Raw genomic sequence first — 25552 nt, 5'->3', positions numbered from 1 at the left:
GATGGGAGATGCAATATGGCAAAAGATTTAGTAGAGTTCCGTAATTTGGAGACACACTTTCAGACAACAGCAGGTACAGTAAAGGCTGTAGATAACGTTAGTTTTATCATTCGTGAGGGCGAAACATTATGTGTTGTCGGTGAGTCAGGTTGCGGCAAGAGTGTAACAGCGATGTCACTTATGCAATTAATTGAATCACCACCCGGGAAAATTGTCGGGGGCGAGATTTTATTCGAAGGTGAAGATCTACTCAAATTAAGTAAGAGGGAAATGTCCAGAATTCGTGGGAATCAAATATCTATGATTTTTCAAGAGCCGATGTCCTCATTAAATCCGGTACTTACCATTGGAAATCAAATTAGCGAACCGCTGATGTTGCATATGCTGTTAGATCGTAAAGCAGCTAAGAAACGTGCGATTGAACTGATTAACCTTGTAGGCATTTCACGTCCTGAAAAAATATTTGATTCGTATCCACATGAATTAAGTGGTGGAATGCGTCAGCGGATTATGATCGCCATTGCTCTAAGTTGCGATCCTAAGTTGCTCATTGCTGATGAGCCAACAACTGCACTTGACGTAACCATTCAGGCACAAATACTAGATCTTATGCGTGATATTAAGCAAAAACTCAATACGTCTATTTTGTTGATTACACACGATTTGGGTGTAGTTGCTGAGATGGCTGACTATGTTGTTGTTATGTATGCAGGTAAGGTGATTGAAGAAGCACCAGTCTTGGAACTGTTTCAAGACCCTCAGCACCCTTATACGAAGGGATTGCTTAAAGCGAAGCCGATTATCAATCAGAAACAAGAGCGTCTTTATTCAATACCAGGTCAAGTTCCCAATCCAATTGATCTTGAAGATAATTGTCATTTCCACGATCGCTGTGAATTTTGCATGGATATTTGTAAAGTTAAGCAACCACCATTTAGATCGCACGGCAAAGACACCCATAAATCAGCCTGCTGGTTATATGAAGAAGAGAGGGAAGTACTTTGAAAGAAGTCTTAATGCAAGTAGACAATTTGAAGAAATACTTCCCAATCACTGGTGGGGTCTTTCAGCGTACGGTTGGTCATGTTAAAGCGGTTGATGATGTATCTTTTCGTATTCATAGAGGGGAATCACTTGGTCTAGTAGGTGAATCTGGCTGTGGAAAGAGTACCATTGGTAGAACGATTCTTCGCTTGAATGAAAAGACGGAAGGAACAGTTCTATTTCAAGGGAACGACATCTATAGCCTTCCAAAAGAGGAATTACGTCGGATGCGTCCGAAGATGCAAATTGTGTTTCAAGATCCATTTAGTTCACTGAATCCTCGGATTAAAGTTGGCCAAGCGATTGGTGAAGCTTTGTATGATCATGGCGTTACCGATTCGAAGATAATACGCGAGCGTGTATTAGAGACGATGAACATTTGTGGTCTTGCTAGTTATCAGTATGATCGTTATCCTCATGAATTCTCTGGTGGACAAAGACAGCGTATCGGGATTGCTCGTGCATTGATCATGAATCCAGAGTTTATTGTAGCGGACGAGCCTGTTTCTGCTTTGGATGTATCCATCCAAGCGCAAATTATTAACCTGCTTAGTGATTTACAACGTGATAAGCAATTAACGTATTTGTTTATTTCCCATGATTTGAGCGTGGTTGAGCATTTATGCGATCGAGTAGGTGTCATGTATCTTGGCTCCATGGTAGAGATGAGTAGTACGGAAGAGCTCTTCCGTAATCCACTACATCCTTACACAAAAGCATTGATGTCTGCAATACCCATTCCTGATCCAACGTATAAGAGGGACCGGATTGTTCTACAAGGGGATATCCCGAGTCCAGCAAATCCGCCATCTGGATGCAAATTCCATACACGTTGTCCTATTGCATCAGATATTTGTAAACAACAAGCACCGGAGTACCGTGATGTTGGTAATGATCATCTAGTTGCATGTCACTTCGTATAAAGTGGCAACATTGGTATGTTGGATTGATATCATAAAACTAGAAAACCGTCAGGGAATCGTATTTCTTGCGGCTTTCTAGTTTTGGCTTTAGAACTATTGTTCGAGCTTACCAGCTGAAGAAAACCTTGGATACGACTAAGGGGTTCTGATGATGTATTATTTGTGATTAGACCTTCTACAGTAGCCTGTAGGAGGTCTTTTTATTATGGAGAGGCGAAGATGAACTAGTGGTAAAAGGAGAAGATTAATATGATATATAATGTTGTTGAGAGGAAAGACTCCAAAACCTAATCAAAAAAAAGACAACCATCAATTCAAAAATCAAATTGAAAGTCGTCATTTCAAAACTAAAAGGCTATGCTCCGAAAGGATGACATAGCCTTTTATGCTTACATATACTACTATTCAGTAGTGTATGGTAACAATGCGATTTGACGGGAGCGTTTGATAGCAATTGTCAATGCACGTTGATATTTTGCACTAGTACCTGTTACACGACGCGGCAAAATCTTTCCGCGTTCGCTAACAAATTTCTTGAGCAAGTCAATATCTTTATAGTCAATGTGAGTAATTTTGTTGGCAGTAAAGAAACACACTTTCTTACGTTTATTACGTCCACCACGGCGTGCCGGTCTCTTATCGTTATCGGCGCCTTCTCTTGGTTTAAAAGCCATGCTAGTCAGTCCTTTCCGTTATTAAAATGGCAAATCATCATCCGAAATATCTATCGGTTTTCCGTCATCGGAAAAAGGATCCTGATTGTTGTTTTTATTGCGTGAGGTTTGATTTCCACGTGTTTCGCCTCCATAAGAAGGTTCTTCACGTGTAGCATTACTATTTCCAGCACTTCCACTATCGCCTTTGGATGATTCCAAGAATCGAACATTATCGGCAATAACCTCAGTAACGTATACACGTTTACCTTCATTATTCTCGTAATTCCGAACTTGAATGCGTCCTTCGACTGCAGTTAAGCGGCCTTTACGTAAATAGTTAGCGCAAGTCTCTGCAAGTTGTCTCCAGGTTACGACCGGAATGAAATCCGCTTCGCGCTCCCCGCCTTGTGCCGTAAACGGACGGTCTACAGCGAGCGTAAATTGCGTTACTGCCACCCCTGAAGGTGTATAGCGCAATTCAGGATCCTTAGTCAATCGGCCGATCAGTATGACACGATTCAACAATTTAAGTCCCCCTCCCTCAAGCGATTTAACTACAAAACCGAAAATGAATTAAGCTACGTCATTGGTAATGAGATAACGAATTACTTCGTCAGAAATCTTCATTAGACGTTCAAGTTCGTTAATAACTTCTGGTGTACCGTTGAAGTTAACCAAAACGAAAGTTCCGTCATTGAATTTCTTGATCTCATACGCAAGACGGCGTTTACCCATTACATCATGCTTTGTAATTTCTCCACCGTTGGAGATAATGCCTTGGAATTTTTCGACTGTAGCTTGAACGACATCTTGTTCAATGTCAGGACGAATAATGTACATCACTTCATATTTGCGCATATTTTTTCACCTCCTTATGGACTCACGGCCCCTGATTTGACTCAGGAGCAAGGAACGAGCGTAAACTCGCACCTGATTAATATATCAAATAGTCGTGTTATAAGCAAGCTTTGCTTTCCGCTTCGCCCCAAACCCAATAGATGGACACATGATTCTCCCTCGCTGGTACACACTAATGGAGCAATACATTTTCAAATTCAAGGGAGGATGCACAAATGGGCGAAGGAACAGAATTTAAACCTGGAGACAAGGCACCAAACAATGGACATTACATGGAGTTTGGAGACATTGGTCTAGAGACTACAATTGTTGACCCGAAGCACGTAACCTTACGTAAAGGTGAACGATTCCCTGAGACGAGCAACAAAGATCGGATATGGAAAAAGAAACACAAAGGGAAATCGCATTAACAATTAATTATGATGATCATGTATAAGAAGGACTTAGCTGGATCATACTATTTTCCAAGCGGTGCAATGAGAGAGGTGTGGTTCCGTTGGACTTCAGAGTCAGTGGATATAACGCCTTACCCTTCAAAGGGCGGTAGTTATTCCGCGAGAAATATGCAACTTGTTATTTAAAACGTAACTTTTGTTATATTTTTGAACAAATCACCGGAAATCTATAAACGCTACATTAAAGGGGCGCTGGCCAATGATGGCAATTCACATTAAGCAAGCACGCGGTTTGCTTCAGGCGTAAGTTTTTACCTTAATTGTATTTGTAGAAGAATTCCAAATCATCTAGCACCGCTGTCAAGAGGGATCCGAAAGGGTCCCTCTTTGGCTTGTAACTATGCAATAAGAAAAAGCATCTATTTACCAAACGATGCCGTTCCTCAGCCTAGAGTCTTCAATCGGGTGTAATAATATCGTTGCAAACAAAAAATCTCCCACATAAATGTAGGAGATTTGAATTAGTTACGTTATTTGAATAAAATAGTAATGGCGGAAAGAGTGGGAGTCGAACCCACGCACGCCTTGCGACGCCTAACTGATTTCGAGTCAGCCCCCTTGGACCACTTGGGTACCTTTCCGCAGCAAAAATAATATTAACATAGCCGTTGTAAGTACGCAAGGGATGGATGCATTTTATTGTTTTTCTGTTCAGTTCGTGTTCACTTTTTAGAATGGTCCAATATAAGATCGTATTCTAATCGGGAGAAGCTGTACTATTTTTAATAGAAGAAAGACCTCAACAAGGATACCGCAATCCTGTAAAGTAAGAGAGGGAGGAAGGGCGAAAACGTAGGGAATATCTAGTCTTCAGGGTAAGTATGTGACACTCATTCACTAATGAAAATAATGGGGCAAGGCGAGTACTGGAAGCATATAAAAGTTTCTTTTTATACATTTAACGTATACAATAGTTGGGTATACCCTATTAATTGTATATTACTAGATTCGATAATGAGTGAACCTGTTTAATGCGGAAGGGAGGCTTGAGCTCAGCTATTGCTTCAAGAGGTTTTATTAACAATCACGCTATTTATTTATACTCCACATAGAGAAGGAATTAGATTAATGAAAAAGAGAACCAAAAAAATGGTCATAGCAGCGGTAGTGCTAGTCTTAATCGCATCAGGGGCTTTTGCATTCCGTAAACCGTTGGCTATGCTTGCATTTGATATATTTCTATCTGATCAGGTAGAGCATGCGCTCGAAGAGAAGTCATATAAGCCGTTAGAAGGGGATCCAACCACTCCTAAGGCAGAGACGATTGCAGTTCAGACTAAACCGTTCTCTATATTACTATTGGGTACAGACCAGCGTGAAGATGAACCGGCGCGTTCAGATACGATGATATATGCGGTGCTGAGACCTAAAGAATCAAAAGTATTATTGGTTTCCATTCCACGGGATACCTATACGGAGATTATAGGCAAAGGAAAGAAAGATAAGATCAATCATGCCTTCGCTTTTGGTGGACAACAGATGGCGAAGGATACGACAGAGGCCTTGCTCGATCATACGCTAGACTACTATGCTACAATTAATTTTATTGGATTAAGAGATGCGGTGGATGAACTTGGTGGCGTAGAACTTCCAATTCAGAAGGATATCGTCAATAAGGGTGCAGACCACGAGAAATTTACAATCAAAGCTAATCAGTCTATTTATAATGGTACAGATGCTTTGAATTATGTACGTTATCGTGAGGATAGTGATTTCAATCGTACCAAGAGACAACAGGTCTTCTTAGATCAGGTAGCTAAAAAGATGATGAATCTGAATCAAGTCACTAAGATTCCTCAATTACTAGATATCATGGGTACTAACCTACAGACGAACATGCAACCTAAGTTCATCATTGACTTAGGTAAACAACTGCTAACAGGAAGCGAAATGGAGATTACAAGTTTTACAGTTATGGGAGAAAGCATGCGATTGAACGGGATTTCCTATGATCGTGCAGACGAAAAAGATCTTAAATTTGCGCAAGACTTAATAGATAATTGGATGAATACCTCCACACCAACATATCAGTTGCTGATGCCAGAAGATCAGGATAAATCGCAGTAACTTACTTAAACCAGCAGCCCAGCCGAGAAGGGCTGCTGGTTTAGCGTTATAATGGAACATTTAAGGGTTAGAAACGTATCAAGGAAGAGGACTCTGTATCAAGACCTAGGGAGGAATAGTTTCATATGAATATTGCATTTTTTCTGCTTCCTAAACAGGACGTAGTATGTTTGACGCTTGAATCGACGCTAAGGCAGACGTTGGAGCGCATGGAGTTCCACAGATTTACTTCTGTACCGATGTTAGACAATAATGGCGAGTATGCTGGCACCATTACAGAGGGCGACTTATTATGGTATATGAAAAATTCAGAGGGGAAAGTTACTTTTGAGAATGCTTCAAAGTTCCTGATCAAGGATATACCTATTAAAATGAGTAATAAGCCCGTATCGATAGATGCCAATATGGAAGACTTGATTAATCTAGCCAAAGTTCAGAACTTTGTCCCTGTAGTGGATGATATGAACCGGTTTATTGGCATTGTACGCAGAAGTCAGATTATTGAATATTGCGAAAAATTTGTATCTAAAGAATCCATGAATTTCAATTCTTAATACACATAACTTCGAAGATGTATGGCATTCCTGCCAGAACCCTTGGGTGTAGCGAATACCTTTTTGTGATATAATCGAGAATAAAGCTTTTTCTGGGAGGTTAATGTGTCCAACATGCCAAAGGATTTGGATGTAGCCAAACGTGCTAAAGTGATTGAGTGGCTAAAGACCGAGGTGGTCGATCATGTATCCCGACTATTTAAGGCGTTATGGGAAGGTAGTACAGCCCGTGTAGGTGACAGTATAGCTAGCTTGATTATGAGCTCGTACATTCTGGGACGAAGGCTTGGCGTGTCATATCGAGAGATCGATGAGCTGCTGATTGACAAACTCAAAAAGCATAAGCAAGAAGGACATCAGCTAGAAGATTGGTATCAAGATATTTCAACACTTGAAGAACATTTGCGTAAGAGGTGAATTGATTTGAAATCGCGTTCTACAGCGTTACTATGGACGGGAGCTTATTTACTCCTCATCCTCTCGTTACTTACTAGCTTATCGATGATCACAGCGTTTTTATTAATTGTACCAGTGATCGTATTGTATAACATATTGAGCATGAAAAAGTTCCTTACTCACGTCGTTCCGGTCTGGTTGATAGCTTTCATTATTCATCCAGTATACTTATTATTAGCTTTGTATTTTGTCATTCCAGCCATAGTTATGGGTAGATGTTATAAGAAACGTGCATCCGCTTTACGGACGATTGTCATTGGAGCAGCTACGATCCTCGTGGAGATGCTCTTGTTACTCTTTATTGGCACGGTGTTGTTCCAATTCGACTTGTCAGGGTATGTGCAGGATATGGTGAATGTGGCTGTGAAACCGATGCAGGAAATGGTTGGAAATAGCGCGCTCACGAAAGATTTTGTGTTGACGAAAGAATATATGGATAGCCTGATGAATATGACTGTGCAAAGGATTCCATTCGCATTGATTCTTAGCTCCTTCATGATCTCGATCATTACACATGCTATAGTCCGTCCTATTCTGGGACGTATGGGTTATACTACGACGAGGTTAAAGCCTGTAAGAGAATGGATGTTTCCAAGATCGTTGATCTGGTATTATTTGCTCGGTGTTATTATTGAGATCATGGCGTTGAGCTCAGAAAGCAGTTATTTAACGATGATATCTGCAAACTTGGTTCCCACGTTGAATATATTCTTTTGTATCCAAGCCATGGCGTTTTTCTTTTTTGTAACGTATCACCGCAAGTGGCACCCTGTTGTTCCATTTTTATTAGCTATTCCTGTATTTTTGTTCCCACCGATGGCGATTATCGGTATTATAGATATCGCATTTCCACTGCGTCAGATGATGACGAAATCAAAATGATAGGATGAGAAGTCATGCCTAAATTTCTACAAAAACGCTGGCACGGCTACCATAGCGTCTGGGCGTTCATGCTTCTACTTCTGCTTGTCATCTTTGTAACATGGTACAATTGGCCACTTGGCATTATCAGTCTGTGCATCGTAGGGGTACTCAGCTATTTGATGTTAAAGACAGAAATGGCGTTTCGCAAAGATTTACTCGAATATATCAATGGCCTGTCTTTCCGTATTAAAAGAGTGGAAGGCGAAGCCGTGAGTATGCTCCCATTTGGAATTATGCTGTACAGCGAGGATCGTACAATCGAGTGGAGTAACCGTTACGTAAACGTAATGTTTGGTCGTAAGTCATTGATTGGTTCTGCTCTGCAGGATGTTTTCCCTCAATTTCCTACATCATTTGGTGATAAGAAAGAGGGTAGTAAGGATCACCCTTACAAGGAACATCAGATGGAAGTATTGATTGAAGATCGATATTATCAACTGACTGTCATCCCTGATGAACGTCTTATTTATTTAGATGAAATATCAGAGCTTGTTGTACTCAGAACGCGGTATGCGAATGAGAAGCTGGCCTTGGGTCTCATTAATCTAGATAATCTTGATGAAGCATCACAAGGTATGGATGATCAACAACGTACGGCTCTAATTGCCAAGGTTGCTAACGAGATAACAGCTTGGGCTAAGACCTATAAAGTATATTTACGGCGTCTCTCATCCGATCGGTATCTTATGATGTTAAGTTATAAGTCCCTTCAGGAGTTAGAGAAGAGCCGGTTCGTCATTCTAGACGAGGTACGAGAAATGACTGCTGATCTGAAAGTGCCAATGACGCTTAGCGTGGGCCTTGCCTTTGGACCTGAGGATATTTCCGAACTTGGAGAACTTGCTCAGACCAGTCTTGATATGGCGCTCGGACGTGGTGGCGATCAGGCAGCTGTGAAGGCAGAACAACGCTTATCATTCTATGGTGGCAAATCAAACGCTGTAGAGAAACGGACGCGCGTTCGTGCTAGGGTTATTGCCCATGCTCTTCGTGATCTCATGCAAGAGAGCGACAAAGTGATCATTATGGGGCATAAAATGCCGGATATGGACGTCATAGGTGCTTCTATAGGGGTGCTTAAAGCCGCACAGATGTATAATGTTGATGCTTATATCGTACTATCTGGAAGCAATCCTTCGATTGAACAGATGCTAATACAAGTTGAGAAGAATGAGAAGTTAGCTGAGCGATTTATATCGCCAGAACAAGCTTTGCAGATGCTTACAGAGCACAGCTTATTAGTAGTGGTGGATACGCACAAAGCGTCCATGACGATGGAGCCAAGGCTCGTGCATAATGCTACCCGGATTGTGGTGGTGGATCACCATCGCCGTAGCGAAGAATTTATTAACGATGCCGTACTATTCTATATGGAGCCTTACGCTTCCTCGGCTTGTGAATTGGTAACGGAGTTACTTCAGTATATACATGATAAAGTACAACTTAGTCCGCTAGAAGCTACGATGTTGTTAGCTGGAATTATTGTGGACACGAAACATTTTGCACTTCATACGGGTTCGCGAACCTTTGAAGCTGCTGGATTTCTACGCCGAAGTGGTGCAGATACAGTGATGATCGAGCGGATGCTCAAAGAAGACCTTCAGGAGTATCTGGCTAAGGCAGAAATCATCAAGAAAGCCAAGATAGTCTATGGACACATCGCAATTGCGGTGACAGAAGCAGGTGTTGTCATCCCTCAATTGTTAATAGCGCAGGTGGCAGATACACTTCTGACGATGACAGATGTGGTAGCCTCCTTTGTGATCAGTGAACGGCCAGATGGTGTGATTGGTGTAAGTGCTCGTTCGCTTGGACGGATGAATGTTCAGGTGGTTATGGAAATGTTGGGTGGTGGCGGTCATTTGACGAATGCTGCTGTACAACTGAAATGTTCTGTAAATGAAGCTGAAACTCAATTAATGAAAGTACTAATGCAAATTGAAGAGAAAGAGGGTCTATTCGAATGAAAGTTATATTTATGAAAGATATTAAGGGTCAGGCTAAAAAGGGAGACGTGAAGGAAGTATCAGAAGGATACGCAGCGAATTTCCTATTTCCTCGTGGATTAGCACGTTCAGCAACAGATGGCAACATGAAGACGCTTGAGAATCAAACGTCCGCAGAGCAAAAACGTAAACAACAGGAAAAAGATGAAGCATCCGCACTAGGTAAGAAGCTTGAGGAAATGATTATTGATCTTAAAGCTAAAGCGGGAGAAGGCGGTCGCCTTTTCGGAGCGATCACAAGTAAGCAGATCGCAGAAGTGCTTGCAACTAAAGGTGTAAAGATAGATAAACGTAAAATAGAGTTAAATGACCCTATTCGTACCTTGGGTGTAACTCAAGTGCCTGTGAAGCTTCACCCAGAAGTGAAAGCTACACTCAAGGTTCAAGTAACGGAGGGTTAAGATGGGCGGAGAGGGCTTTTACGATCGAATACCTCCTCAGAATCTGGAGGCAGAGCAAGCTGTTATAGGTGCGATACTGCTGCATGATGAAGCTATCATTACTGTGATGGAGCGTGTACGCACGGAGGATTTCTATGATAAGCCACACCAACTAATCTTTGAAGCCATGTTACAGCTTGGAGAGAGCAATCAACCGATTGATCTCATCACGCTGACTTCGTTACTCCAAGACCGTGGGCAACTTGAGGAAATCGGTGGCGTTAGTTATCTAGCGAAGCTTGCTCATGCTGTGCCTACGGCAGCCAATGTGGATTATTACGCTCAGATTATTGAGGAGAAATCGATGTTACGTCGATTAATCCGAACTGCGACTCAGATTGTCAGCGAAGGCTACACGGGTGGCGAAGATGTCTCTGGCATGCTCGGGGATGCGGAACGTAAGATATTGGAGATTTCCAATCGACGTAGCGGAAGCGGGTTTGTCTTAATTAAAGACGTGCTTATGGAAGTATTCGATCGCGTGGAAATGTTGCATGAGAACAAAGGTGGCACGTCCGGTATCCCAACAGGGTTTGTCGATCTAGATAAAATGACGAATGGTTTTCAGCGAAATGACCTGATTATCGTAGCGGCTAGACCTTCGGTTGGTAAAACCGCATTTGCCCTTAATATAGCGCAGAATGTTGCTGTTCGTGCCAAAGAAACGGTAGCCATATTCAGTCTGGAAATGTCAGCGCCCCAGCTTGTACAGCGTATGATTTGTGCCGAAGCCAATTTGGATGCGAATGCTATGCGGACTGGGGAATTCAAAGATGATGATTGGGCGAAACTTACGATGGGCATTTCGTCATTGTCCGATGCACAAATCTTTATCGATGATACACCAGGGGTGACCGTGGCAGACATTCGGGCCAAATGCCGTCGATTGAAGAAAGAAAATGGCCTTGGTATGATCGTGATTGATTACCTTCAGCTTATTCATGGCCGCGGTAAGGCTGGCGAGAACCGTCAACAGGAAGTATCCGAGATTTCTCGTACATTGAAACAGATAGCTCGTGAGCTAGAGGTGCCTGTGGTGGCATTGTCTCAGTTAAGTCGTGGTGTTGAGCAGCGTCAAGATAAACGCCCGATGATGAGTGATTTGCGTGAGTCTGGCTCGATTGAGCAAGATGCGGATATTGTCTCTTTCTTGTATCGCGATGATTACTACAATGCGGATACGGAGAAAAAGAATATTATTGAGATTATTATCGCGAAGCAACGTAACGGTCCTGTAGGAACCGTTGAACTCGTATTTCTCAAGAATTTCAATAAGTTCGTTAATTATGAGCGAGCCCACTCTGACTCTTTTGCAGGATAATATCGTAATGCGGTCAACAGCTTGCCAATATAACAATCCATTTCCGAACAATCGCACTTATCAACGTGCGATTGTTCGTTTTTAATTTGACTTTAAAAATGAGGGCTGTTAAACTATTATTGCTGTTAGGTAGACTGAAACTAAAAAGGCGAACCCTTATATATTCATGATTTTCTCTAGACATGATGGGGGACTGCAAACTGTAGGTTAAGCTATGTTTAGTGCGGAGAATGGTTTGGGATAATTAATCATATGCTAAGCCCAATAAGAATAATAATAGGTGTATTAGCACCAAAAGGGGAATGAATATGTCAACAGTAGTCGTTGTGGGAACACAATGGGGAGACGAAGGCAAAGGCAAAATTACGGACTTTCTGGCGGAGAGCGCAGATGTAGTAGCTCGATATCAGGGAGGAAACAATGCCGGCCATACCATTCTGATTGACGATAAAAAATATAAGCTGAGTCTAATTCCATCTGGCGTATTTTATGAAGATAAAATCTGCGTTATCGGTAACGGAATGGTCATTAATCCAGCTGCTCTTATTGAAGAAATCACATACATCCATGATAATGGATTCACAACAAATAACTTGGTAATTAGTGACCGTGCACATGTCATTATGCCGTATCATATGGTTCTAGATGCACTAGAAGAAGATCGTAAAGGTGCCAATAAGATCGGTACAACACGTAAAGGGATTGGCCCTTGTTATATGGATAAAGCAGCGCGTAACGGTATTCGTATCTCTGACTTGCTAGATGCAGAAGAGTTCGAATTAAGACTTCGCCACATGATGCTTGAGAAGAATCATGTACTTGAACAAGTATATGGTGCGGAAGCTCTTGATGTGGAAGAAGTACTGAAACAGTATCTAGAATATGCAGAGTTCATTCGTCCTTATGTAACGGATACATCTGTTGTATTAAATGATGCCATTGATGCGGACCGTAAAGTATTGTTTGAAGGTGCTCAAGGTGTCATGTTGGATATTGACCAAGGAACCTATCCTTATGTTACTTCTTCCAACCCATCTGCTGGTGGTGTATGCATCGGTTCCGGTGTAGGTCCATCTAAGATTCAACAGGTCATTGGTGTAGCTAAATCCTATACTACGCGTGTGGGCGATGGTCCTTTCCCTACGGAATTAAACAATGAAGTTGGAGACTATATCCGCGAAACGGGTCATGAATATGGAACAGTTACTGGACGTGCGCGTCGTGTAGGTTGGTTCGATAGCGTTGTTGTCCGTCATGCTCGTCGTGTGAGTGGTATTACAGGGTTATCTCTGAATTCACTTGATGTATTGTCCGGTCTTGAGACGGTTAAGATTTGTACGGGATATAAATTCCGTGGAGAAGTCATTACTACTTATCCTGCTAGCTTGAAGCAGCTTGCTGAATGCGAAGCGGTATATGAAGAGTTGCCAGGCTGGAGTGAAGATATTACAGGCGTTAAGACGCTTGAAGAACTTCCAGAGAATACACGTAATTATGTTACTCGCATTGCAGAACTTACTGGAATTCCGATTGCGATCTTCTCGGTAGGACGTAATCGTGACCAAACGAATCAAGTTACGCCAATTTACGAATAGAAAATATAAGACGGATTGTCATGCCATATGAATGGGTTTGGTAATTCGTCATAGAGAATAAGATTTTATGAGCCTGCTTGTCACTTCTGTGATATGCGGCTTTTTTTGTGCACGAATAAGGAAAAATATGGGTTAAATGAGGTCCTTCTGGTCAATACTATCAATGAGAATGAAATCAAGGATATCGGATCATGGGCAGTAAGGAGGACTAGGGATGAAATTTATGAGTTGGTTGGGTAAGATGGTACTGATCGTCGTCATGGTCAGCACGTTGACTGTGTTCACGACAGGCTTGGTTGTGAATGCCTATATAAAGTCAATGTTAGCGAGCTTTAATATACAACTTGAGGGTCAACCTTTTGCTTGGGGAAGTGTGCTACAAGGTCTGATGGGAAAGAAAGATGCAGTTACCGAAGTAGAGGATAAAGATAGTAAGGAACAGGTCACTAAGGAAGACAACGATAAGGTTGCGGGATCGTCAAGTATAACTAAGGAATCGGATACGACGAACAAGAGTGAATCAACTGGGAATGGTGAAAATCCCTCAGAATCAGATAAAAGGGAATCATCCGTAGATGAAGAGGCACCTGTCGATGCACTGCCAGTGATGGGAGAGTCCCAAACAGAGGTCGCAGGTGTAGGGGTAGGGCAAGAGGATCAACAGGTTATCGTGTCACCAGATGATCTTGTTCGGAAGAAAGATGACTTACCGGTGGGAGAAAAGGAAGAGATATTCAACATATTAATGACCAAGCTTCCACAAGAGAAAGTACAAGAGATTACCGTCGCTATGGAGAATGGTCTGACTGAACAAGAACTTAAGCAAGTGGAAGAGATTATTTCTAAGTATTTAAGTGAAGATGAGTATGCCAAGTTGATGAAGCTACTGAAATCATGAAAATAGTGGAAAGGATCACGAAATTGTCATAAGTTAATCTTTAATGTAAATATAGGGAAATGACAAAAAACTCGCTTAAACCGCGGGTTTTTTGTCATTTCTCAAAAGTTGAAATGATTGTAAATGTTATGTTAAAGTAAACAAGTAGTTCTAAAGGTTAAAATTTTGAAACCTTTTTACTTAATATATTTTACAATACATTACTTAGAATTCATTTTATTGGGTATTATAAGCATTTGGAAATGATGCAACGCTTTTTGTAAAGGAGAAAAATCATGAAGGATTTCAACGGTATACGCTGGATAGGGAAGATGTGGGACAAGTTCATACCTATTCAAAAAGATGAGAACACCATGAAGTCACCTACCGAACATTCTACATGGTTACGAGATTTGATTGGGAATAAGGAAAAGAGAAAAAAATGGATTACGATAGTCGTATCTGGAGTCCTCCTCATTGTAGGGCTTGTTTTCGCAGGTAATCAATATGTAACTGCGAACAAGATTGCTTATTACAATGTGTATGTTCAGGATCAAAAGGTCGGAAGCGTGCAGAATCCAACAGAAGTTGAACAATTATTCAGCCAGAAGAGGCAGGAATATAAGAATAAATATCCTGATGTAGAAATGACACTGCAGACAGAAGGTATTACAGTTAAGGCTGAACAAGCCTATAAAGCTAAAGTGGATAGCAAGGAGACTCTCAAGAAACTTGATGGGATGTTAACGGGTTATGCCACAGGGGTAGAGCTTAAGATAGACGGAAAAGTCGTAGGTATTGTTAAGGATCAGGAAACGGTAGACGACATATTGGAACAGGTGAAACAACAGTACGTGCCTGCTGCTGAGGTGAAGCCACTACAACTTAAAAATATGAGTAGAGCTGTTATGGCATCGACGAGGAGTGTAGCGGATGAACCAGAATCGACTATGAAGTCGGTCAAGATTGCAGAGAAGATAGATGTTGCGTCAGTTAACACAGATCCTACTAAGTTACTTAGTGCTGACGAAGTAACTAGTCTCCTGACGAAAAGTAAAGACGCGCCTATCGTTTATACGATAGCTGAAGGAGATACGCTCAGTTCCATCGTTAAGCGATATAATATTCCGGAGAAGAAGATCTATCTAAACAATCCGGGTATTAAGGAGAAGTACCTCAAAATTGGAGATACGTTAAAGCTGACCGTGCCGAAACTTCCGGTGACAGTTAAAACCGTTGAACAGGTATCTGAAGAAATTGTAACGGCTCCTGAAATGGAAATCAGAAAGACTTCTGAGCTTCCGGCCGGTAAATCAAAAGTTGTTCGTCCTGGGCAAGATGGGCTTAAGGTCATGGAATATCTAGTGACTAAAGAGAACGGCGAAGTCGTAGACGAGCAATGGCTCGGTCAAGAAGTAGTAAAAGATTCCGTTACCGAAGTTGTGTTGCAAGGAACGAAGATTGCGGGTCAAGGATCGGGGCAATTCTCTTGGCCTGTGAGCGGTGCAACCATTTCGAGTACGTATGGTTCACGTTGGGGAAGACAGCACAAAGGAATTGATATGGTGTCAGGTAATCGTAAGATTATGGCAGCTGATGAAGGTGTCGTTACCTTCACAGGTAACATTAGTGGTTACGGTAATGCTGTTATTATTAACCACAGCAACGGGTACACAACGCTATATGGTCATATGAGCAGGATCACCGTGACGCAAGGTCAGACAGTAGATAAAGGTGATGGTATTGGCGTTATGGGTAACACGGGACGCTCAACAGGTACTCATTTGCATTTTGAAATCAAGAAAAATAATGTGGCCCAGAACCCTATGAGATATTTGAATTAACAAATAGATAGATTGAACTAAAGTTTGCGCTCACAACTTCAATCATTTCTAAAGAAGATCATGAATATAAGGGTTCGTCTTTAGTTCAATCTATATAGATAAGCTTTGTTTAGGATAGCGGAAAGAGCATGACCCTACGATTGGTATGGTGGGGGATGCTCTTTTTGCTCAAATATAAGAAATTAGTTGTTACTAACGCTTATATATCAACGTTAAACGTCGCTATGCCGCTAAAGGACGGCATAGCTGTTTATGCTTGTTTATGTGCTGATACTTATGAGGTGTGACGGGCTATCAGGTGTGGTAAAATAGGAAGAGGATTGACAATCAATGGTTGAAATATGAGGTGGGATACATTCATGCAAGGAACAATTCTAGTAGTAGATGATGAACAACCCATTGCTGATATATTGAAATTCAACTTAGAAAAAGAAGGATATGACGTCATATGTGCTTTGGACGGCATTACGGCCGTTGAATTGGCTATATCAAAGAAGCCGGATCTGATGTTACTCGATCTCATGCTACCAGGCAAAGATGGGATGGACGTATGTCGGGAAATTCGGGCAGCTCATTTGCATTTCCCTATCATTATGCTTACGGCTAAAGATGGAGAAATTGATAAGGTGCTCGGATTAGAGATGGGTGCGGATGATTATGTGACGAAACCTTTTAGCACACGGGAGTTGTTAGCCCGCGTTAAAGCACACATGCGAAGATTGACCAAAACGGAAACACCAACGGAGAAACAAGGCATACAACTCTTTGAGCTGTTTATTGATACAGATATGTATTTGGTATTTAAGAGTGGTGAGCCACTTGATCTAACGCATCGAGAGTATGAGTTGTTAGTGTATCTCGTGAAACACGCGGGTAAAGTGATGACCCGGGAACATTTGTTACAGGCTGTATGGGGATTTGAGTATTTCGGGGATGTACGTACCGTGGATGTAACCATTCGACGATTACGGGAAAAAATTGAGGAGAACCCTAGTAAACCAGAATATATTCTAACACGCAGGGGCCTTGGTTATGTCATGCGAAGCCTTAAAAACGGTGGACTCTAATGAAGTTCGCCTCTTTCTTCCGCACCATTCAAGCCAAACTTATTATTGTGTATATGCTGCTGATTCTTATCGCCATGCAATTGATCGGCGTCTATTTCGTGAGCGCTATGAAGAATTCGCTAACTAGCAATTTCACGAATGATCTGCAGGAGCAAGCAGAGCTATTGTCAGTGATGGCCGCGGAGAAATTGGGTGGAGACGTTGAAGCGGGTAAGAATTCTGTGGAAAGCTTAGGTGTTATCGTCAACAACCTATTCAATCTCAGTGGCGTAGAAATTCAGGTGCTTGACGCCAGTGGTAAGGTGTTGATTACGTCATTACCTGCTCATGAGGATTATGTAGGGCGGAAGAACACACAGACAGTAGTGAGCCGTGCTCTTCAAGGCATTAGCGATAATGAAGAATATATGATTGATGAGGATAATGAACGTAAACGCGTGGTTGCGAAGCCCGTTATTTATAATAGCAAAATTGTAGGTGCGATCTATATTGTTGCCTCCATGAATGAGTTGCACGATACGATGGGGCGGGTTAACAATATTTTTATATCAGGCATGTTGATTGCACTAGGATTAACCGCGATCCTTGGCGTTATTCTAGCGCATACCATTACGCAGCCAATCAAGGAAATGACACGTCATGCTACGGCGGTGGCAGAAGGAAGATTCGATCAGAAGATGCCTGTGTTCGGGAACGATGAAATCGGACAATTGAGTGAAGCCTTTAATTACATGACAGGTCGCCTTCGGAATGCGCTCTTGCAGAATGAAGAGGAGAAGGAGAAATTAGCTTCAATTCTTACGAATATGAGTGATGGTGTGATTGCAACGGATGAAGCGGGCCATGTTATCCTTATGAACCGTCGTGCGGGTAAGATGTTAAGGGTAGATGAGGAAGAATTGGATAATCGGGACATCACTGTGCTACTCGGATTTGATGCTGCGCAGACACAAGCCTTTGTAGAGGGCTCTATCAATACAGCACTATTGGAGTTAAATCGAGAAGAGGTAGCTATACCCTTTAAGGTGCGGGTAACCTTTACTTCGATACACCGGAGGGAGTTTGGTATTGCGGGTATGATAGCCGTACTACAGGATGTAACGGAACAGGAGAAGTTAGAAGCTTCTCGTCGTGAATTCGTTGCTAATGTATCTCATGAATTGCGTACGCCGTTAACGACTATTAAGAGTTATACGGAAGCACTGGATGATGGTGCACTTGAGGATACACAACTGGCACCACGGTTTGTAGGCGTAATCCAGAATGAGACGGAACGGATGATTCGCCTGGTGACAGATCTACTTCACTTATCAAGGTTAGACAACAAAGAAGCATCCCTTCGTAAAGAACCAACCGAGGTATTGGAAATGTTGGAGGATGTAACGGATCGGTTTTCTTTTCAAATGCAGCAGAAGAATATTCAATCAGAAATTAAGGTGGATAAGGGGCTTGGTAGCATATCATTTGATCGTGATCAGATCGACCAAGTGCTTGATAACCTCGTGTCTAATTCACTTAAATATACGCCTGAGGGTGGCGTGGTTACGTTAGAAGCTAGGGTTACTGAGGACGCTAACCTTATGATTTCTGTTCAGGATACCGGGATCGGTATTCCTAAGAAGGATTTGGACCGTATATTCGAACGATTCTATCGTGTTGATAAGGCACGCTCACGGAATATGGGAGGAACGGGTCTTGGTCTATCCATTGCCCGGGAAATTGTTAGCGCCCATGGCGGAGTGATCGCTTTACAATCGGAATTTGGACAAGGTACGAAGGTCAGCTTCACGCTTCCTTTGGTTGAAGATGGGGGTGTGTTGACATGAAGGAGAAGTTAAAGTCTATCGTACTCGTCTTGTTGGTCGTGAGTAGTCTAGTAGAAAGTTATTATCTCATGTACCGACTTCCAGGTAGTGATACGATCATCAGGTCTGCAACGAACTATATTAAGACGGATTATATGGGGCCGGAAACCAATGTGGAGAGTCTTATTTACCCGGATAAAATGATTATTCATATGGGAGAAGATAAACATACGATCTTTTATCCTGATTCGACCTTTTATAATCTGATCTTCTCATTAATTGAAGGACGGAGCTTTGATAGCTTCCAACGACGTTCTATACAGAATATAGATCTTAAAGAAATGCGCCAGAACAATCCTGGCATTGAACTGACGTTTGGATCGGGGGTCCCAGTAACGCTACTTCAGCGTGTGATGCAAATTCAGCCAGATTCATTATTTCAAACGGAGCTTATTGACCGAGTCTGGATATATAACGTTAATAATGAATCTAAAGCACATGCGTTGTTTTTTAGTACAGAAGGTGTTGTATATGAGGCCGGCAAAGCCGACCTTACGGTTCAGGATATACAACAACAAGTGGATTTCGGTACAACATGGACACCGTATATGACAATAAATGGGGCCTACTATGTGCCAGAGACACCGATCGAGATGGTCGAATCCACAGTAGACATGGGAGTATATACAGCAGAACAAATGCAACGAAGCTTATTTTTCGATTCAAGTATTACTCGTAATATCAGGGAAAAGGATGGCTCGGAAATATATACGGATAGTAAGCGAAGCTTGCAAGTTAGGCAAGAACAGAAGTGGATGAGCTATACGGATCCTGCAGCCATGCCTGCTGGAGAAAGTAATGTGGATAAAGAGGTGCTAGCTGCGGTTGATTTCGTGAACCAACATGGCGGATGGAATGGTAATTATCGATTAAGCCTTGCTGGGGGCGGGGTAGGTAAGAACGAAGTGGTATTTCAACAGTATTATGGCAACTATCCTATTCTGGAAAGACCACAATTTCAATACGGAACAATTAAGCTTGATCTGCATCAAGGCACAGTATCCGCTTATGAACGTTCTCTGATCTATATCAAACTTAAGGAACAAAACAAGCAAATCAAGGTGTTGTCAGGTGGCGAAGAGCTAAAATCGAAGCTGAAAAAACTAAGTGAACAATCTGCGATCGTGGACCTCTATCCTGCATACTTGCCAGCACGTACGGAGGAAGGGCTACATTTAACACCTGTATGGGCTGTTAAGCTTCGGAGTGGTGAAGTGATGGTGCTGGATTAATGAAGTGGAACAAGCTGATTGCATAAAGATGAAGTGGGATAGGGGGGACAGGGATGGATTGGGGACGAGCTAAAAATGTGTTGATCTACGCTTTTTTACTGTTAAATCTCGTACTAGGTTATCAGTTGTGGAACGATGTAAGGGAACAAGCAAATGCGAACTTGGATTATACCTCACTTGATGAATATACACAGAAAATCATGCAGGAGAAGAATATTCAACTGTTATGTCCGATTCCCCCACGAACCCCAGCACTTCCGAAGATCACCTATCGCTTTAAAAGTAGTGAGAATAGAGATCCCGTGGAGCTTAGTGAACCTCTAGATAGCAAGTTAGTCTTTATGGGTAACGATTTAACGAAAGCACTAGAGAAATATATACCTCAATTTAAGGATTATCGTTATGATCCAATGGAAAGTGAATATGGGGCCTTCGTATTTCACCCTTTAGTTGAAGAGGAATGGCCACTGTTCAATGATCAATTAAAGTTGAAGTTGTTGTATCGTGAGCAGAAGATCACTTCTTATCAGTTATCAGTGACTGAAATCCTTCCGTCTAACGACGAGGAACAACAAAAGGTGCTACATGCTTCAGACGCGCTGGCCAAACTCATTAACAATAACTATATTCCAGTGAATTCAGCTGTGAAAGATATTCAGCTAGGATATTACGGAGAGATGTTTAATTCCGAGAATCAGGTAGCAGCACCTGTATGGCGATTCACGTTAGAGAATGAAATATATTATGTACAAGGCATCAGTGGGGACGTTATTAGTTCCAAGACAGATAAAACAAAGGAGTAGGGCAACGCTTATGGGGATATCATTTACAGTACTATCGAGCGGATCCACAGGGAATGCAACCGTGGTTACGAATGGGGAAACAACGTTATTGATCGATGCGGGGTTCAGTGCACGTCGGATTGATGAATTATTGCAGGAACGTGATCTCACAGGAGGCGAGATTGACGGAATATTAATTACACACGAACATTCAGACCATATCAAGGGATTAGGTCCGGTGGCTCGTAAATATAATCTGCCTATCTATGCTAATGAGAAGACATGGGACGCTATGAATAAATCGGTTGGTAAAATATCAGAAGAGAATCGGATCGTGTTGGATAGTGGAGAAGTGAAGGATTTCGGTACACTTCGCGTGGAATCGTTCGGTATTTCCCATGATGCAGCGGAACCCGTAGGCTATAGTTTCTATGATGGCGACGATAAGCTTAGTGTGGCTACGGATCTGGGTTACGTTAGTGATAAAGTGAAGCGGGCCATTGCGGATTCGGATGTGTTGGTCCTTGAAGCCAATCACGATATTGAGTTGCTGCGAATGGGTCGCTATCCATGGAATACCAAGCGTCGTATCTTAGGCGATATGGGGCATCTCTCGAATGAAGCTTCAGGAGAAGCCATGAGTGAACTCCTTACTGGCAAGACGAAAAGGACGTACTTGGCACATTTAAGCCGAGATCACAATATGATGGATTTGGCTAAAATGACTGTGCGTGATGCCATGGAAGAACGCGGGTGTTTTTTCAAAGAGACCGATTTCAAGTTGTGTGATACCTACTACGATAAACCTACACCGTGGGATAAGGTGAGCAAGCCATAAATTGATCGAGTTCATCGGCCTTGATTGCCAATTCTTCACGTGTGAGAATCCCCTTGTCTACAAGAAGTTCTATGATTGTACTTATGGCAAGGGTATTACGATAATGCTCGTCCTTCATATCTCCTAGCTTGGCTATCATGTGAACAACATCCATAGATAAATTTACACCTTCCAAGTGCCATTCCTCCCCTTCTATAAACGGTAAAAATCCCATATTTAACTATTTAAAATAGGTCCAAAACATGATGTTGCTAAGCGCTACGTATGATACAATGAACAGTACAAAAACGTAATACTAATCTATAAATCTGTGATTAAGAGACTTGTTCTTAGTGTAGTCTGTTTCATCACAAAATATTCCTAAGCATTGCGAAAAATACTAGAATTATTAAAGTTTACCAGGGAAATCAGATAATGCTATCGTGGTTTATTTTTAATGCATGAATGAGTGCTTGTTACGCTTGAAAAAGTGGTTATGTGGTGATGTAAAAGTAATGAGATGAAATATGCAACTTTTTGGGCCTTTAAGGAGTTATATATACTATATGAGGGTGATAACAAGGGAGAGGATTTACTATGGGTTTGTTCGAAGATGAATTTTATTCGACCAAAGTGTCAAGACCGAGAAAAGAGCATACCAAAGTAAAACCTAACCCCGTAAGCTGGTCTAGAACCCGTCGTCGGGGAATGTCCACCATTCAAATTTCTGTGATTAGTTCGGTCATTGGAGCCGTGGTGGCAACTGTATTATTCAGTATGATTACGGACTTACCTTCCTCAACTCCCCATGCATCTGCCGTGAGTGCAGTAAAGGTAACGAAGGAGAATGATCCTTATGAACGGTTGATTCAAGCGGCAGCGAAGGTACGTCCTGCGGTCGTAAGCATTGCTAATTATAAGGACCATAAAAAGGATAATGTAAATTTAGATGAATCAGGTCTGGGCTCGGGTGTGATTTTCAAGAAAGAGAACAGATTGGCTTATATCATCACAAACAATCATGTCATCTCTGAAGCAGAAGAACTGGAAGTGTTGACGGTTGACGGTGATACGATAAAGGCTACGTTAGTGGGTACAGACACGGTTAACGATATTGCAGTACTTTCTATCGATGGTAAGAATATCAATACAGTCGCCGAGATCGGGGACTCTAGTAAACTTCGTTTTGGGGAAACCGTCATTGCGATAGGTAATCCACTAGGTCTTGGTGATTCGCTTAGTTCCGGTATTGTGAGCAACACCAATCGCGTACTTCCGGTATCTCTGAACAAGGACGGCATATATGATTGGGAGCAAGAAGTTATTCAGACGGATGCAGCCATTAATGAGGGCAACAGCGGTGGTGCATTGATTGATCTGAACGGTAAAGTCATTGGGATTAATACGATGAAGATATCCGATACGGGCGTAGAGGGACTTGGGTTCGCTATTCCGACGGGTCAAGTGATGAAGACAGTTGATGAATTGATGTTAACAGGTAAAATAACACGTCCTTACATCGGCGTATACACAGTGGATTTAAACAACTCATTCGCTCCTTTGGATGCAGATGAACGTAAAGATTTGAAATTACCAAGTGATGTGAAAGAAGGCGTTGTTGTGTTGGATGCTGTAGGTCCTGCGCAAGAAGCGGGATTGAAGCTGAATGACGTCATTACGAAGTTTGATGAAGAACCGATTACAACAACGATGGAACTTCGTAAGTTCCTCTATGATCGAAGTAAAGTCGGTGATGAACTGAGTGTAACTTTTTATCGTGCGGGTGAATTGAAGGTCGTTACATTGAAGCTTAGCGATAAACCAGCGGAATAGTATGGCGGGGATTAGTGGCTAGTGATACATAGCTGGTGAATTCCATGCAGATTGTGGATGTGTTATAGGCGAATTCGGGTTATAATAGATAAAAAACAGCAGAGTGTAGGACAGAGAGGATGCTTTCATTCATGTACGTTGTATGCAAAGATCATGTAGAGTTCGCGATTGACAGTTTCGTTGATGAATATGAAGATGCACCGGATATCGTGGATTTGAAGGAAACCGAGTTCTCCGACTGGGATCCACCAGTGAAATGTATTGAGTGTGAGCAGGCGGCGCAGTATTTGGTCGTATAAGTGAAAGGGCGTGAAATTTGACGCCCTTTTTGTATTTGTGGGGGATGGAAAGATGCAGTATTATTCGGGGAAGCTTCGTTTAGGGATCGTGCTTCGAAGAAGGAATTTTGTGGAGGGTGCTACGAGGGATGCTTCGAAGGCCGCTGCGAGAACGGATTGTTCTTCCGATCGCTGTTGTCCCCGGATTTCCTGATTGGATACCGCTTATCGCGGTAGAAATCCCGGGACAAAGGCGACCACTTCGTTTCCTCCAGAACAATTCCGTCCTCTACGCTGGTACCATGAAAAGCAAACACTCTACAGAAAGGCGAAACCTCTATATACTTCGCATGCTCTAAATGCGGTAGAAGCGCTAGTAGGCAAAGTTCGCTTAGTGATCTTAGTTCGATAGATAGATGCTTCGCATCGTTTGGAATCCCTACAATGGGGTAGGGGTCTAATTTCAAGGATGGATGGGTGAGTATGGGTAGGGCAAGTACAAGCAAGTGCACAAGCAAGTGCAAAACTAAGTGCAAAACTAAGTGCAAAACCAAGTGAAAGTACAAGTACAAGTACAAGTACAAAAGCAAAAGGCGAAAATCCTTAATCAGTGCTTGCTGATCGAACTAGAGGTTTGAATATTATGTTGGTAGCGTACGATCTTACGTTACGCATATTGAACGGATGTAATGTCCGGTTGGAGATTTCCCGGTTGAGTACTAGTTAAAGCGTAGAGGCAGAAGAAATAAGGGTGAAGTTCTTGAGTGTGAAGACTATGGTAATAATGAATGATGTAAATTCAATCATGAATGTCATGATTCTTAAAAATACATAACGGTATTGGATATCGTTGAAGGCATACATAAATGGTGGAGGTTGATTAAGTAGTGTTTATTCAGATTATTGGCGTGGGGAAGTTGAAAGAGAAGTATTTAGTTCTGGGGATTCAGGAATATGCTAAGCGGCTAAATCCATACATCAAGTTCCAGATGGTGGAGGTAGCGGATGAGAAGGCACCGGACACCTTGAGCGATGCTGAGGTGTCTATTGTGAAAGATCGCGAGGGCGAACGCATCCTCGCGCATATTAAGAGCGAGGCGCACGTCGTTGCGCTCGCTATCGGCGGCCAGCTATGGAGCTCGGAAGAGCTGGCCGCTGAGATCGACAAGCTCGGCACATATGGGACGAGCCATGTTGTATTCGTTATTGGAGGAAGCCACGGGCTCTCCGATGGGGTACTGCGTCGCGCCCAGCAGAAGCTCAGCTTCGGGCGCATGACGTTGCCGCATCAGCTGATGCGGCTGGTGCTGACGGAGCAGGTATATCGGGCGGTGAAGATAAATCGGGGGGAACCGTATCATAAATAGGACGAAATTTTGAGTATTTAAATACCTTTCTAAGGGAGTTTTTGACTCTGCAAAAATGGCAGGTAATTACTCCTTTAGTAGTTTTGAAACCAAAGGTTGCGATATCCCCAATCGAAGAGCAATTCCCTTTTGTTTAAGACCTTGCTCTCTTAACCGCTTCACCTCGTCTTTATAGTCAGATTTTTTGTCTAGTTGGTCATAAGTAGACATTGTCCTTGTTTCACCAATGTCAGATTGTTCGATAGAGAATGAATAAATTTTGTTGGAAATCCTGCTATTAGCATAGACCAT

At 42.2% G+C, this 25552-nt stretch carries 26 protein-coding genes and 1 tRNA gene; 21 read left to right on the top strand and 6 right to left on the bottom strand.

Going from position 1 to position 25552, the window contains the following annotated elements; genetic code table 11:
* Window positions 1-15 precede the first annotated feature (15 nt).
* Window positions 16-1005 carry an ABC transporter ATP-binding protein gene (locus tag PGLA_RS14630; protein ID WP_068533942.1) on the top strand — a complete coding sequence of 330 codons (990 nt, stop codon included), beginning with the start codon at window positions 16-18 and terminating at the stop codon, window positions 1003-1005.
* The gene (locus PGLA_RS14625) at window positions 1002-1967 is read left to right on the top strand and encodes an ABC transporter ATP-binding protein (protein ID WP_068533940.1); all 966 of its coding nucleotides are present in this window, start codon (window positions 1002-1004) and stop codon (window positions 1965-1967) included. Before PGLA_RS14630 ends, PGLA_RS14625 begins: the two co-directional genes overlap by 4 nt.
* Window positions 1968-2368: 401 nt before the next feature.
* Here PGLA_RS14625 and rpsR read toward each other — a convergent pair whose 3' ends face one another.
* The 3 genes from rpsR to rpsF are packed head-to-tail and all read right to left on the bottom strand — an operon-like array spanning window position 2369 to window position 3481.
* A complete protein-coding gene (gene rpsR / locus PGLA_RS14620; protein WP_068533938.1) occupies window positions 2369-2641 on the bottom strand; it encodes a 30S ribosomal protein S18 in 273 nt (90 codons plus the stop codon).
* Window positions 2642-2662: 21 nt separating this feature from the next.
* Window positions 2663-3148 (bottom strand): single-stranded DNA-binding protein, encoded by a 486-nt coding sequence (gene ssb, locus PGLA_RS14615; RefSeq protein WP_068533936.1) that lies wholly within the window; start codon window positions 3146-3148, stop codon window positions 2663-2665.
* Between the two features lie 48 nt (window positions 3149-3196).
* Entirely contained in the window at window positions 3197-3481 is a 285-nt protein-coding gene (gene rpsF, locus PGLA_RS14610; protein ID WP_068533934.1) for a 30S ribosomal protein S6, read from the bottom strand.
* 215 nt (window positions 3482-3696) lie between these two features.
* On the opposite strand from rpsF, the gene PGLA_RS14605 reads away from it, so the two are divergent.
* The gene (locus PGLA_RS14605) at window positions 3697-3891 is read left to right on the top strand and encodes a YjzC family protein (RefSeq protein ID WP_068533931.1); all 195 of its coding nucleotides are present in this window, start codon (window positions 3697-3699) and stop codon (window positions 3889-3891) included.
* Between the two features lie 535 nt (window positions 3892-4426).
* On the opposite strand, the gene PGLA_RS14600 is transcribed toward PGLA_RS14605, so the two are convergent.
* Window positions 4427-4517 (bottom strand) — tRNA-Ser (locus tag PGLA_RS14600).
* Between the two features lie 487 nt (window positions 4518-5004).
* Here PGLA_RS14600 and PGLA_RS14595 point away from each other — a divergent pair.
* From PGLA_RS14595 to PGLA_RS14525, 15 genes are all read left to right on the top strand, one after another.
* A complete protein-coding gene (locus PGLA_RS14595) occupies window positions 5005-6003 on the top strand; it encodes an LCP family protein (protein ID WP_068534017.1) in 999 nt (332 codons plus the stop codon).
* A 125-nt stretch (window positions 6004-6128) separates the two neighbouring features.
* Window positions 6129-6557: a CBS domain-containing protein gene (locus PGLA_RS14590; protein WP_068533929.1), complete on the top strand. Its 429-nt coding sequence runs from the start codon at window positions 6129-6131 to the stop codon at window positions 6555-6557.
* A 114-nt stretch (window positions 6558-6671) separates the two neighbouring features.
* A complete protein-coding gene (locus PGLA_RS14585; protein ID WP_068533927.1) occupies window positions 6672-6974 on the top strand; it encodes a MazG-like family protein in 303 nt (100 codons plus the stop codon).
* A gap of 6 nt (window positions 6975-6980) precedes the next feature.
* Window positions 6981-7895 carry a DUF2232 domain-containing protein gene (locus tag PGLA_RS14580; RefSeq protein ID WP_068533926.1) on the top strand — a complete coding sequence of 305 codons (915 nt, stop codon included), beginning with the start codon at window positions 6981-6983 and terminating at the stop codon, window positions 7893-7895.
* A 14-nt stretch (window positions 7896-7909) separates the two neighbouring features.
* The gene (locus tag PGLA_RS14575; protein WP_068533924.1) at window positions 7910-9904 is read left to right on the top strand and encodes a DHH family phosphoesterase; all 1995 of its coding nucleotides are present in this window, start codon (window positions 7910-7912) and stop codon (window positions 9902-9904) included.
* Complete coding sequence (rplI, locus tag PGLA_RS14570) at window positions 9901-10344, top strand: 50S ribosomal protein L9 (protein WP_068533922.1); 444 nt, start codon at window positions 9901-9903, stop codon at window positions 10342-10344. The genes PGLA_RS14575 and rplI overlap by 4 nt, the downstream gene beginning before the upstream one ends.
* Window position 10345: 1 nt before the next feature.
* Complete coding sequence (gene dnaB, locus PGLA_RS14565) at window positions 10346-11704, top strand: replicative DNA helicase (protein WP_068533919.1); 1359 nt, start codon at window positions 10346-10348, stop codon at window positions 11702-11704.
* A 308-nt stretch (window positions 11705-12012) separates the two neighbouring features.
* Entirely contained in the window at window positions 12013-13299 is a 1287-nt protein-coding gene (locus PGLA_RS14560; protein ID WP_068533917.1) for an adenylosuccinate synthase, read from the top strand.
* 214 nt (window positions 13300-13513) lie between these two features.
* Complete coding sequence (locus tag PGLA_RS14555) at window positions 13514-14197, top strand: hypothetical protein (protein ID WP_068533915.1); 684 nt, start codon at window positions 13514-13516, stop codon at window positions 14195-14197.
* Window positions 14198-14472: 275 nt separating this feature from the next.
* Window positions 14473-16020 (top strand): M23 family metallopeptidase, encoded by a 1548-nt coding sequence (locus tag PGLA_RS14550; protein ID WP_068533913.1) that lies wholly within the window; start codon window positions 14473-14475, stop codon window positions 16018-16020.
* 359 nt (window positions 16021-16379) lie between these two features.
* Entirely contained in the window at window positions 16380-17087 is a 708-nt protein-coding gene (yycF, locus tag PGLA_RS14545; protein ID WP_068533911.1) for a response regulator YycF, read from the top strand.
* On the top strand, window positions 17087-18913 hold the full coding sequence (gene walK, locus PGLA_RS14540) for a cell wall metabolism sensor histidine kinase WalK (protein ID WP_068533909.1): 1827 nt from the start codon (window positions 17087-17089) through the stop codon (window positions 18911-18913). The genes yycF and walK overlap by 1 nt, the downstream gene beginning before the upstream one ends.
* A complete protein-coding gene (locus tag PGLA_RS14535; RefSeq protein ID WP_068533907.1) occupies window positions 18910-20184 on the top strand; it encodes a YycH family regulatory protein in 1275 nt (424 codons plus the stop codon). Before walK ends, PGLA_RS14535 begins: the two co-directional genes overlap by 4 nt.
* A gap of 53 nt (window positions 20185-20237) precedes the next feature.
* A complete protein-coding gene (gene yycI / locus PGLA_RS14530) occupies window positions 20238-20987 on the top strand; it encodes a two-component system regulatory protein YycI (RefSeq protein ID WP_068533905.1) in 750 nt (249 codons plus the stop codon).
* Window positions 20988-20997: 10 nt separating this feature from the next.
* On the top strand, window positions 20998-21804 hold the full coding sequence (locus PGLA_RS14525; RefSeq protein WP_068533903.1) for an MBL fold metallo-hydrolase: 807 nt from the start codon (window positions 20998-21000) through the stop codon (window positions 21802-21804).
* Here PGLA_RS14525 and PGLA_RS14520 read toward each other — a convergent pair.
* Complete coding sequence (locus tag PGLA_RS14520; RefSeq protein WP_245699931.1) at window positions 21773-21958, bottom strand: hypothetical protein; 186 nt, start codon at window positions 21956-21958, stop codon at window positions 21773-21775. The genes PGLA_RS14525 and PGLA_RS14520 overlap by 32 nt on opposite strands.
* 422 nt (window positions 21959-22380) lie before the next feature.
* Between PGLA_RS14520 and PGLA_RS14515 the strand changes: the two genes are divergently transcribed.
* From PGLA_RS14515 to rlmH, 3 genes are all read left to right on the top strand, one after another.
* Complete coding sequence (locus tag PGLA_RS14515) at window positions 22381-23616, top strand: S1C family serine protease (protein WP_068533898.1); 1236 nt, start codon at window positions 22381-22383, stop codon at window positions 23614-23616.
* 131 nt (window positions 23617-23747) lie between these two features.
* Window positions 23748-23915 (top strand): CxxH/CxxC protein, encoded by a 168-nt coding sequence (locus PGLA_RS14510; RefSeq protein ID WP_068533896.1) that lies wholly within the window; start codon window positions 23748-23750, stop codon window positions 23913-23915.
* Window positions 23916-24781: 866 nt separating this feature from the next.
* Window positions 24782-25261: a 23S rRNA (pseudouridine(1915)-N(3))-methyltransferase RlmH gene (gene rlmH / locus PGLA_RS14500; RefSeq protein ID WP_068533893.1), complete on the top strand. Its 480-nt coding sequence runs from the start codon at window positions 24782-24784 to the stop codon at window positions 25259-25261.
* 66 nt (window positions 25262-25327) lie between these two features.
* Here rlmH and PGLA_RS28040 read toward each other — a convergent pair whose 3' ends face one another.
* Entirely contained in the window at window positions 25328-25552 is a 225-nt protein-coding gene (locus PGLA_RS28040; RefSeq protein ID WP_161487911.1) for a hypothetical protein, read from the bottom strand.

The sequence above is a fragment of the Paenibacillus glacialis genome (genome assembly GCF_001637205.1).
Lineage (GTDB): Bacteria > Bacillota > Bacilli > Paenibacillales > Paenibacillaceae > Paenibacillus_AQ > Paenibacillus_AQ glacialis.
Note: the sequence above shows the minus strand (reverse complement) of the source record. Positions and strands in the feature narration are given on the sequence as shown.